The sequence below is a fragment of the Rhodococcus sp. AG1013 genome (genome assembly GCF_003350365.1).
Taxonomy (GTDB): Bacteria; Actinomycetota; Actinomycetes; order Mycobacteriales; family Mycobacteriaceae; genus Prescottella.
Genome location: NZ_QQAT01000006.1, coordinates 224,923 through 234,865 on the forward strand (window position 1 = coordinate 224,923; position 9,943 = coordinate 234,865).

Sequence of the window (9,943 nt, forward strand, 5' to 3'; positions counted from 1 at the left end):
CCGGTTGGGGTGTGGCTTGTCTAAGGCCCACATCCGACCGGAGGTTCTCGTGTCCCACCGTAATGCGCGCACCACCTTTCTTGGCAGATTGCTCATCGTCGAGCGGTACTGCGGCGGCTGGCCCAAGGCCCATATCGCCTCGGCGATGGGCATTTCCCGCAAGTGCGTGTCCACGTGGGTGACCCGCTACGAGGCTGAGGGCGAGGCCGGATTGCGCGATCGGTCCTCTCGCCCGCACACGATGCCGACCCGAACCGCGGACGACGTCGAGACCCGGATCGTCGAGGCGACGGGCCGCGATGACCGCGGCCAGCCACCCCAGCAACGCCCCCACCAAACTGAAGCGCGACAGCGAGAACGAGTGACCGCTGGTCGATGCCCACGGACAAGGTGGAGCCGTAAGGGTCGTCGCCGACGAAGGCGCAGTTCGTCCGGGTGGGCTCGGAAACCCAGGTCCACTCGATCAGAGCGCTGACAGCAACGATCAGCAGCCCGAACACGAACCCGAAGCAGGCCAGCAGAACCCGTAACGCGCGCATCTGCTCACTTATCGCAGGCCGCCACGCGCGATCACGGGCAGCGACGTTCGTGTAGGTAACCGATCGTTCTATCGCAGTTCCGGGTTGGCCCAGTAGGGCGGGATTGGACTGGCTGGGCCTTCGGCGGACCTGGTGCCGTTGTTGCTCTGATTGCAGGGTCCTGACCAGCCGACGTGTACGGGCAAGCCGTCGGCGTAGTGGAAGGTGGTCCACACGAACGTCTCCGGGCCGCCACCGGCTGGCCCTCCGCACCGGCGGGGGTTCGCCGGACTCGCGGCGGCATTGAATGCGTCTACGACGGGGGCCAGTTCCGCGCCGTCGATACGTCCCGACGCCGTCAGAGGTGGCGGGGTAGGTGGTGCATCCCCGCGGGCAGCCTTTTCGTAGCGGCACACCTCGGCGAACAGCGGCGTGTCCGGAACCATCACCTCGGCGGTACCGGGCCGCGCGGGCCCGAACTCCCGGGACCATCCCGACGAACACTCCGCCCGCGGTTCTGCTTGCGTCTCGACGACGAACGTCGTGGTGTCCGCCCTCTCGGTGGTTTGATCGTCGATCGTGCATCCGGTGAGTGCCAGCGCGATTCCCACGCCGGCACACAGCGCCGAGGCCGTCAGGACGCGGCCGGATACCTTCGGTGATTCCCCCATGCACGGAGACTACGGGCCCGCCACCGGCTCGATGTCCGACCCCACGAGCAGGGCCTACTGCGACCGAAAACGTGGAGAGGGCAAGAAACACAACGCAGCTCTGATCCGCCTATCCCGCCGCCGCTGCGATGTCCTCTACACCATGCTCACCAACAAGGACCTCTATCGAATCCTTCAGCGTCGGCTGCGTGAGAACACCTTGCCCCGGGCCAGGCGGCAAGGACTCGGCATCATTGTGCCGAAACCAAGGAGTGCAGGCGGGCGGTGAGGCGCTGCCGCACACCGGGCCAGTCTTCCGCGGTGACGGAGAACATGACCGAGTCGCGGACCGTACCGTCCGAGCGCCGCTTGTGACGTCGTAGTGTTCCTTCGTACTCGGTCGATTCGCCCGCTTGGTGAAGCTTCAGGTCACGGATCGGTCTCGGTTTCGCTGCGCGTAGGCGGAGCGGACGTCACGACTTGGTGTGCTGGCCCCCGGGCAACGAATGCCGCAACTGAAAGATCGATCCCACAGTTCTTTCCAACGAGTGAAAGGCGCGATGGATGATGTTCAGGACGAGGAGCGCCGCGGCAGGGAAGCGGCGACGGAGCGTGCGGCGTGGCCGAATCGGCTCGGTCCTTGCCGGCAGCGCGATATTGGCGGCTGCTGTGCTGGCGACGGCGGCTCCGGCATCTGCCGCCCCCGTCGTCGTAGGCGGGTGCACCATATACAACGACACCCCGCCGCCCACCACCAACTGCCCCGGCGCGAATCTCGCGTTCGCGGATCTTTCCGGCGTCAACCTGCGCTCCGCGAATCTGGCGGGTGCCGACCTCTCCAGGGCGGACCTGTCCGGCGCAGATCTCCTCGGTGCGAACCTGACCAACGCGAATCTGACCGGTGCCGACCTCACAGGTGCGGACCTGTCTATGGCGAACCTCTCCGGAGCGAACCTGACCACCGCGAGTCTGGTCAACGCAGATCTGCTTTGGGCGAATCTGGTCGGTGCGAACTTCACGAATTCCTTCTTGACGGGCGCCCTCCTGTCGGGCGCAAACGTCTACGGCGCCAACTTCACACAAGCTACTGGCGTTGATCTGACCGGTACCGTTTCCATACCCCCGGTCCTTCTCCCGGTGCCCGGTCCTGCCGGTCCTGCCGGTCCTGCTGGTCAGGGATCTCTGGAGAATCTTTTCGGCTCTTCCTCCTCCTAAGTAACTCGTGGCTCGTCAGGCCGCCTTGGCCGGGTAATGCGGGCACAGCGCACCTCACCCGAAACCGGGGATTACCCGGCCAAGGATCCGCGATGAGCCACGAGTTCGGGTGACCGGCAGGCCCGCTTCTGGGCACGGCACCCGGCTCGCGATCACAGGGACAGCAACCGATGCCGACCTGTTGTCGGCGGCCACCGCCCACGAGGCCAGGCTGGGAGTTTGGGCGAACCAGCCGAACCCGATCAGACCGCCGGCTGGAAACGGAGCAGATCAGCGAGCACGCCCGGCTGCTCGCGCTCGCCGAGCGTCGGGTGATGGTCGGCGGCCGCCCGGAGGAGCGGTTCTTCCACGACCGCAACGCGCTCATGCGTCGCCGACGCAGACGTCGTCGAGGTCCGCGACCCCCGAGTCAGCACCGGCGGTACCGTCGCCGCGCTCCGCGAACTCTCCGCGCGACGGCTCGTCATCACCCTCGATGTCGTGGCCCGTGCCACGACGATCGCCGCCCGAACCGCACCTACGGTCATCACGTGGGACTGTTGACGGAGCTCGTTCCGCGATGAGTCGACACCGCACCGTCAGAGAGATGCACGCTCGCCTGCCTCGGGAGCGACCGGCGTAAGGTGAGCGGCGTTCGGGTCTGTCGACTCCACGGAGTGCGGGCATCGCCGATCTCGTGCCCACGCATCCGTGATTCGGAAAGGATGCACTGTGGCGGAAAGCAAGCGGACGATGCGCGCGGCGCGATTTCATGCGGTTACGAAAACCAATGTGGTGGAGGATGTTCCGATCCCCGAGCCGGGTCCCGGTGAGGTCCTGGTCAAGGTCGCATTCTGCGGTATCTGTCATTCCGACCTGAGCCTGCTCGACGGTACCTTCCCGGCGATGCTGCCGGTGGTGACCCAGGGGCACGAATCGTCGGGCACCATCGCCGCGCTGGGTCCGGGCGTCCAGGGCTGGCAGGTGGGCGACCGGGTGATCCCGTCCGCCGGCAAACCGGACATGAAGTGCCGCAACTGTCGTCGCGGCGACTTCACCAATTGTCTGAACATCCAGCTGATGGCCTTCGCCTACGACGGCGCCTGGGCCGAGTACACGGTGGCGCAGGCGGGTGGGCTCACCAGGGTGCCCGACAACGTTCCGCTCGAGCAGGCGGCACTGTTGGCCGACGCGGTCTCCACGCCGTTCGGCGCCGTGGTGGGGACCGGCCAGGTCAAGGTCGGCGAGTCCGTCGGAGTGTGGGGTGTCGGCGGGATCGGCACGCACATCGTGCAACTCGCGCGCCTGGTCGGGGCGGTCCCCATCATCGCCTTCGACATCAATCCCGTGGTCCGTGAGCGGGCCCTCGAACTCGGCGCCGACTTCGCATTCGACTCGCGTGACGAAAACCTGCGGGAGAAGGTGAGGGAGGCTACCGGCGGCAAGATGCTCGACGTCGCGTTCGATGCGGCCGGCCTCAAGGTCACCTCCGAGCAGGCCCTGAGCTGCCTGGACGTCGGCGGACGGCTGGTGGTGGTCGGCATGAGCGGACAGGACGTCTCGCTGGGATCGACCGCGGCGTTGGTGCTGTCCAAGAAGCACGTCATGGGGCACCTCGGCTACAACGTCGCCGACATCGAGACGCTGGCCCAGCTGGTGTCGCGCGGACGCCTGGACCTGTCCCGGTCGGTGAGCGAGATCATCCCGCTCGAGGATGTCGCGAAGGGCATCGAGAAGCTGCTGGGCCACGAGGGGAGCCCGATCCGAATTCTCGTGCAGCCCTGAGTATCGGTCCCGTGCGCCGGATTCTGTCGGTGCCCGGCAGTAGCGTCGGCGCATGGGATACGAAATTCAGATCACAGTCGATTCGAAGGACCCGCACCTGCAGGCCAAGTGGTGGGCGAACGCGCTGGGCTGGCAGGTCGAGCCCAGCGACGAGCAGTTCATCCGAGGTCTCGTGGCGGCCGGTCACGCGCAGGAGTCCGACACCCTGGTGTTCGAGGGCGTACTCGTCTGGAGGGAGGGCGCGGCGATCCGCGACCCCGAGCATCCGCAACGCCCGCGAATGCTCTTCCAGTTGGTTCCGGAGAGCAAGTCGGTGAAGAACCGGCTGCACCTCGATCTCCGCGTGGGGGATCGTCGCGAGGAGGTGGCGACCGAACTCGTCGCCGCCGGGGCGTCGATCCTCCACCGCGGGCAGCAGGGGCCGAGCATCTGGATCACGATGACGGACCCGGAGGGCAACGAGTTCTGCGTGAGCTGAGCGGTCAGGCGGTCAGTCAGTGGCTTCCACGGCGGCCTCGCGGGCCTCGAGTTCCGGTGCCGCTGCGGAGCGGGGCGCGAACGACAGACCCACCCGCAGGGCGCCGGCCGCCTCGAGTAGCGCGTCGACGCCGGCGCGACCGTAGCCGGTGAGGTTCACGAAGGCGTGGACCAGTCCGCTGTGGACGCGCAGGGTCGTCGGCACCCCCGCTGCGCGGAGTCGCTCGGCGTACTCGAGGCCCTCGTCCCGCAGCACGTCGAAGCCCGAGATCGCGACGTAGGCGGGCGGCAGGCCGGTGAGGTCCGCGGCGAGGATCGGTGATGCGCGCGGATCGGTGCGGTCCTGTTCGTCGGGCACGTAGTGGCCTGTGTACCAATCCATCTGGGCTTCGGTGAGGAAGAAGCCATCACTGAACAACCCGTACGACGGCCGCTTGACCGTCATGTCCAGCCACGGGAAGAACAGCATCTGGAACGCCGGCCGGGTCGCGTCGGCGCGGGTGATCTGGGAGACCACCGCGGCGAGATTGCCGCCGGCGCTGTCACCGGCCACCGCCACACGATCCGGGTCGATGCCGAACGTGGACGCGTTCTGCACCGCGAACCGGAATGCGGCCACCGCATCGTCCGCCGCGGCGGGAAACGCATGTTCGGGCGCCAGTCGGTAGTCCACCGCCAGTACCGCGATCTCGGCGTGCCGGGCGAGGAACCGGCACAGTGAGTCGTGGCTGTCGAGGCTGCCGAGAACGAAACCGCCACCGTGGAAGTACACGAGGAGCGGCGCCGCCGCGGGCAGGCCCTCCGGACGGTACATGCGCGCGGGGATAGGCCCCGCGAGACCGGGAATCGTCACGGTCTCCACCGACGCCATCGGGATCGGGCGCCCGCTGACCAGCCTTGCCTCCATATCGATCTGGGCACGGGACTGCTCGAGGGGCAGTTCCTCGAAGTCCGAGTCCGGGATCAGCGCGAGCATGCGCAGCATCAACTGGATCTCGGTGTTCAGTTCCTGGCCGTCGACCCGGATCGGACGGCCGGCGAGGGCCCGCTGGATCGGGGAGGGCAGCGACCCGGCGATCGTGGCCGCGGTGCGGACCGCCGATTCGAGCAGCGACTCCAGCAGTGTCGTCTTCATCGATGTTCGTCCTCTCGCGGGGCCCGAACATCCTGCGTCCGGGTGTGCAAGCGAAGTCTGTCAACTGACCGACTTGGAAACAAGGGTGAAAGTGGACATCGGTCGAGTCGGCACATTCATTGCGCTTAACTCTGGTCCTCGGCGGGACCGGACACTACGCTGCCGACAACATTTGTGCGATGGTCGGGAAGGGTTGCAATGCCATACGTTTCGGTCGAACAACGACGCAGAGACCTGATCGATGCAGCGATCCGCGTGACGGCCGACGTGGGGCTGGCAGCCGCCAGCACCCGGGCGATCTGCGCCGAGGCCGGCGTGCAGCAGAGCGTGTTCCACTACTGCTTCTCCTCGAAGGAGGAGTTGCTGCGAGAACTCACCCGTGAGGTGGTCGCGGGGATGGTCGAGACCGCGGTCGCGACCCTGTCACCCGGTGTCGACGTCCGGGAGTCGATCCACAAGGGGCTCTACGGGTTGTGGCGGATGGTGAGCGTACAGCCTGAGAAGCAGTTGGTGTTCTACGAATTGACGGTCGGGGCACTGCGTGAACCCAATCGCAGCGACATCCCCGAGTGGCAGTACCGCGAGTACTACGCGTCGACCGGCACGTTCCTCGAGCGGCTCGCGGAGACCGCGGAAATCGAATGGACCGTACCGATTCCCGTGCTCAGCCGGATGGTCACGACGGCCATCGACGGTCTCATCCTGGGATGGTTGGCAGACCGCCGGGCCGACGAGGTGGAGGCGTCGCTCGAGGCGTTCGCCGAGATGTTCGCCGGGCTGGCGGCTCGGCCCGTGGTGGTCGCCTAGCCGTGCTCTGGGATCGTTGCGATCAAGCTGTCGTGCAGCAGGATTCGGTCGGTGCGGCGACTGTTGCTGTTGCGGGTCGTGACGTTGTTGACGAGAAGGTGCGTACATGCGAGCTCAGCTTGCTGGTCAACGTCCGTATGCGGCGAGGAAGACATCCACGCCCTCAGTGACAACGTGCTCGATATCGGTTGCGGAGGCGATTGAGTTGACCGTGCCGGCGGTGAGCTGGATCAGGTGAACGGCAGCGATCTGGCCATCCTCCACCCTCAGCAGGCGTTGGCTGCTCATGACGAGTAGATGTTCGGCGATGGCGGACCGGACGCGCTCCGGACCGGCATGGCGCCACGCCGCCAGGACGTCCGGGTCGATGTGATCGGCGTCGGCGGCCACCTGCCGGATCATGGCGAAGTGGGACTGCGATGCCGGATCCGGTGTCGCCCAAGCGACACCGAACGCGATCAGGTCACGGCGGAGGTCTGCGATGCGGCCGAGTAGCCGACCCGCCAGTGCGATCTCACGCTCGGCGACGCGGTTGGCGCTGTCGAGGATGACCGCCAGGAACAGCGCTTCCTTGCTGCCGTATCGGTTGTAGATCGTCCGAGTGGAGACGCCGGCCTCGGTCGCCAACGACTGGATGCTTGCCCTGCTGTAGCCATCGCGCGCAAATACGCGCAGGGCTCCGTCGAGCAATGCCCGCTCCTTGTATCCACTCACACGAGACCTCCCAATCGAGTACAACGAGCATTGTACTAAGTGCAACGTTCGTTGTACTTTGGGCGCATGGATACCCACACCGCAACCACGTCCGTACCCCGAATCGCAGTCATCGTCGGATCCACCCGCCCCCACCGGCGGGCGAGACTCGTCGCCGACTGGGTGCACGAGAACGCTGAAGAACACCTTCGTGGGCGCGCCAAGGTCGAGATGGTGGATCTCGCCGAGTACCACCTGCCTCTGTTGGACGAACCGGTGCCCGCCGCCATTGGCGCCTACGCGAAGCCGCACACTCGTCGCTGGGCCGAACGGATCGCTACCTACGACGGTTTCGTGTTCATCACTCCCGAGTACAACCACTCGTTTCCGGCCGCGTTGAAGAACGCCGTCGATTTTCTGTTCTCGGAGTGGAACGACAAGGCGGCGGGCTTCGTGAGCTACGGCCTCAATGGCGGTGTGCGCGCGGTCGAACATCTGCGCCTGACGCTCGCCGAGGTCAAGATTGCGTGTGTCCGCAGCCAGGTCGCGCTCAGTCTCTTCACGGACTTCGACCTCCCGGAAATTCAGCAGCCGGGCCGGCTCACTCCCGCGCCCCACCACGAGGAGATTCTCGAGCGGATGCTCGAAGAGGTCGCGGACTGGTCCGAGGCGCTGGGCGCGCTTCGAGCGGGGCGCAGGCCGTGACCTCGGCGGCGGTGAGCGGCGCCGGAGAGCAATCCGATCGTATCGATGCACGGACGTGGCGGCTGTGCTGGGTGATCGTGCTCGGCGCGTTCGCGAGTGGCCTGGATGCCTCGATCGTCAATGTCGGCATGGACTCGATCAGCCATGCGTTGGGATCTTCGCTAGCGGCCACGCAATGGGTTGCGAGCGGTTACCTGCTGGCTCTGGCTGTCTCTCTTCCACTGGCGGGATGGCTCGCCCGTCGCTTCGGCAGTAGGCGACTGTGGCTGGCATCCCTCGCGGCTTTCACTGTGGCGTCCATCGGGTGCGCCGCCGCGCCCACAATCGAGCTCCTCATCGTGGCGCGCGTGCTCCAAGGCCTCGCCGGAGGTGTCCTCATTCCGACCGGCCAAACTGTCCTGGGCCAAGCAGTCGGACCCGACCGTCTGGGGAGGGTGATGGGCACCCTCGGCATCGCCGTCAGCGCGGCGCCCGCAATCGGGTCCCTATTGGGTGGATTCATCCTGCATAGCGCCGCCTGGCCGTATCTCTTCCTGATCAACATCCCCATTGGTGTGGCCGGGCTCCTACTTGGTAACCGCCTGCTCCCCCGAGACGTCGGATCATCGACGACCTCCCCGTTACACCGGACCGGGCTCGGGCTGATCAGCGTCGGGCTCCCCGCCCTGGTGTTCGCGGCCAGCCGGTGGGGAGACGCCGGCCAATTGGCCCCCGACATCGTCGCGGCCGCAGGTTTCGCGGCCCTCGCGTTGACGGCGTTTGTCGCTGTCACCCTCACATCCACCCATCCGCTACTCAACCTCAAGATGTTCCGGGTGCCAGGATTCCGTGCCGGTGCCGTGACCGCGTTCTTCTCGGGAGCGCTGATCTTCGGAAGTGGTGTCCTGTTCGCCCTGTACTTTCAGGTCGGTCGCGGGCAGACACCACTCGATGCCGGGGTCAGCCTCCTCGGCTTCGCAGGCGCAACTGCGGTCACTGCCCCGATCACCGGCCGCTGGATCGACCGCCGCGGTCCCAGTCGCGTGGCGCTCGCCGGTGGTGTGCTGGCTGCAGCCACCATCACAGTTCTGACGGCTCTGCCCTTGAATGCGCCGATCTGGGTGCTCCAACCCCCACTCATCGTCTTCGGCGCTGCTGTCAACATGGTGGCGATGCCGGCTGGCATCACTGCCTACAAGTCCGTCAGCGCTACGCATCTCCCCGACGCGATCGCCCAGATCAACATCCTCCAACGCATCGGCGGATCCCTCGGCGGAGCGATCTGCGCGGTACTCGTCGCCAGCAATCGGACAGGTGTCGCAGCGGCTTTCACTCGCGCCCATCTGGCGCTTCTGGTCGCTTCCCTGGGAGCCACCACCGGAGCTTGGCTCATCTACCGCGCAACAAGACCAGACCGGACCCCACAACCATCGGACGAGGATCACTTGTGACGAGATTGCATGCAAACGCACCACTGTCAGTCGAGGGACGCAGGCTGCTGATCGAGCGGTGCAAAACCAGACTGATCGCACACGTCGCCGCGGAAATGGGCATCTCGCGTGCCTGCGCGAGCAAGGGGGTGGGCTCGGCGGTCGATGGCTTCTCCCGCCTCGCCTACATCGAATCGCTGCCCGATGAGAAGTCAGTCACCGCAATCGGTTTCATGCACCGCGCCCGCGCATTCTTCACAGCCCACGGGCATCCTCCACATCCAGCGGATCGTCACCGACAACGGCAGCTGTTATCGGGCCAAGGACTTCGCCAAGGTCCTCCACAGGCCACACTCTGCCGTCGGCGACCGTCCGCCGACCTCGAAACTCCACGTTCGGTGTAACCAACGTCCTGGCTTCATACAACTGATATGTAGAGAAGATTGTCAAGAGGCCATGGTGAGGCGCCGCCGGGGAGCGACCCCGACGGCGCCTCGTTGCTTCCTCGGCCGGAGTCTGCGTGGTGAGCGTGTCGGTGTGCGACGCGCGGTCAGACTGATATACGCGGGT

At 66.2% G+C, this 9,943-nt stretch carries 9 protein-coding genes and 3 pseudogenes; 9 read left to right on the top strand and 3 right to left on the bottom strand.

Annotation, left to right across the window (positions count from 1 at the left end; all coding sequences use genetic code 11):
* Positions 1–49 precede the first annotated feature (49 nt).
* Positions 50–283 (top strand): annotated as a pseudogene (locus DEU38_RS10860) (helix-turn-helix domain-containing protein); the annotation flags it as partial.
* 324 nt (positions 284–607) lie between these two features.
* Here the strand turns inward: DEU38_RS10860 and DEU38_RS10870 are convergent.
* Positions 608–1,189, bottom strand: coding sequence for a hypothetical protein (locus tag DEU38_RS10870; RefSeq protein WP_114720938.1), 582 nt, complete (start codon positions 1,187–1,189; stop codon positions 608–610).
* A 34-nt stretch (positions 1,190–1,223) separates the two neighbouring features.
* On the opposite strand from DEU38_RS10870, the pseudogene DEU38_RS10875 reads away from it, so the two are divergent.
* The 4 genes and pseudogenes from DEU38_RS10875 to DEU38_RS10895 form a co-directional block, all read left to right on the top strand.
* Positions 1,224–1,358: pseudogene (locus tag DEU38_RS10875) on the top strand (IS110 family transposase); the annotation flags it as partial.
* A gap of 374 nt (positions 1,359–1,732) precedes the next feature.
* Positions 1,733–2,383 carry a pentapeptide repeat-containing protein gene (locus DEU38_RS10880; RefSeq protein ID WP_114720941.1) on the top strand — a complete coding sequence of 217 codons (651 nt, stop codon included), beginning with the start codon at positions 1,733–1,735 and terminating at the stop codon, positions 2,381–2,383.
* 732 nt (positions 2,384–3,115) lie between these two features.
* The gene (locus tag DEU38_RS10890; RefSeq protein WP_114720946.1) at positions 3,116–4,147 is read left to right on the top strand and encodes a zinc-binding dehydrogenase; all 1,032 of its coding nucleotides are present in this window, start codon (positions 3,116–3,118) and stop codon (positions 4,145–4,147) included.
* Positions 4,148–4,199: 52 nt separating this feature from the next.
* Complete coding sequence (locus DEU38_RS10895) at positions 4,200–4,625, top strand: VOC family protein (RefSeq protein ID WP_114720949.1); 426 nt, start codon at positions 4,200–4,202, stop codon at positions 4,623–4,625.
* A gap of 12 nt (positions 4,626–4,637) precedes the next feature.
* Here the strand turns inward: DEU38_RS10895 and DEU38_RS10900 are convergent, their stop codons facing one another.
* Entirely contained in the window at positions 4,638–5,759 is a 1,122-nt protein-coding gene (locus DEU38_RS10900; RefSeq protein ID WP_114720952.1) for an alpha/beta hydrolase, read from the bottom strand.
* Between the two features lie 198 nt (positions 5,760–5,957).
* Between DEU38_RS10900 and DEU38_RS10905 the strand changes: the two genes are divergently transcribed.
* A complete protein-coding gene (locus DEU38_RS10905; RefSeq protein WP_114720955.1) occupies positions 5,958–6,566 on the top strand; it encodes a TetR/AcrR family transcriptional regulator in 609 nt (202 codons plus the stop codon).
* Between the two features lie 126 nt (positions 6,567–6,692).
* Here DEU38_RS10905 and DEU38_RS10910 read toward each other — a convergent pair whose 3' ends face one another.
* Complete coding sequence (locus DEU38_RS10910) at positions 6,693–7,280, bottom strand: TetR/AcrR family transcriptional regulator (RefSeq protein ID WP_114720958.1); 588 nt, start codon at positions 7,278–7,280, stop codon at positions 6,693–6,695.
* Between the two features lie 66 nt (positions 7,281–7,346).
* Between DEU38_RS10910 and DEU38_RS10915 the strand changes: the two genes are divergently transcribed.
* From DEU38_RS10915 to DEU38_RS29795, 3 genes and pseudogenes are all read left to right on the top strand, one after another.
* Positions 7,347–7,964 carry an NADPH-dependent FMN reductase gene (locus DEU38_RS10915; RefSeq protein ID WP_114720961.1) on the top strand — a complete coding sequence of 206 codons (618 nt, stop codon included), beginning with the start codon at positions 7,347–7,349 and terminating at the stop codon, positions 7,962–7,964.
* A gap of 11 nt (positions 7,965–7,975) precedes the next feature.
* Positions 7,976–9,394: a DHA2 family efflux MFS transporter permease subunit gene (locus tag DEU38_RS10920; RefSeq protein WP_181818734.1), complete on the top strand. Its 1,419-nt coding sequence runs from the start codon at positions 7,976–7,978 to the stop codon at positions 9,392–9,394.
* Between the two features lie 5 nt (positions 9,395–9,399).
* Positions 9,400–9,803, top strand: a pseudogene (locus DEU38_RS29795) (DDE-type integrase/transposase/recombinase).
* The last annotated feature ends 140 nt before the right edge of the window (positions 9,804–9,943 follow it).